The organism is Mesorhizobium sp. Arg314, from assembly GCF_053714275.1.
Genome location: NZ_JBSKBP010000339.1, coordinates 1 through 277 on the forward strand (window position 1 = coordinate 1; position 277 = coordinate 277).

Sequence of the window (277 nt, forward strand, 5' to 3'; positions counted from 1 at the left end):
ACTTTGATCTGAGCCTGTCTGCGCAGACTTGCGAGCAATCAATATTTTCGATGGAGAGCGGTATGGATGGTTCTCAGTTCAATCCTCGGCAGTTGAACCCGCCTGCGCCACGCTTCGCGCGACAGAATACCGGCATTCACGTATCGCAACAGGCGGACGGCGCGAGTCTGCAAGCGAACTTTGAGCAGCAGCTGAACCAATTGCAACCTGGTTCGTCCGGGGAGAGCGCTGGAGGGCACCGAAGCACGCATCTCGGCGTTTCACGGCCGGTGCCGTC

The 277-nt window shown here is 58.5% G+C and carries 1 protein-coding gene; it reads left to right on the forward strand.

Annotated features, from left to right (window positions below):
- Positions 1-62 precede the first annotated feature (62 nt).
- Positions 63-277, forward strand: a 215-nt coding sequence (locus ACWGS9_RS35760) for a hypothetical protein (protein ID WP_454509554.1), incomplete at its 3' end; no start/stop codon positions are given.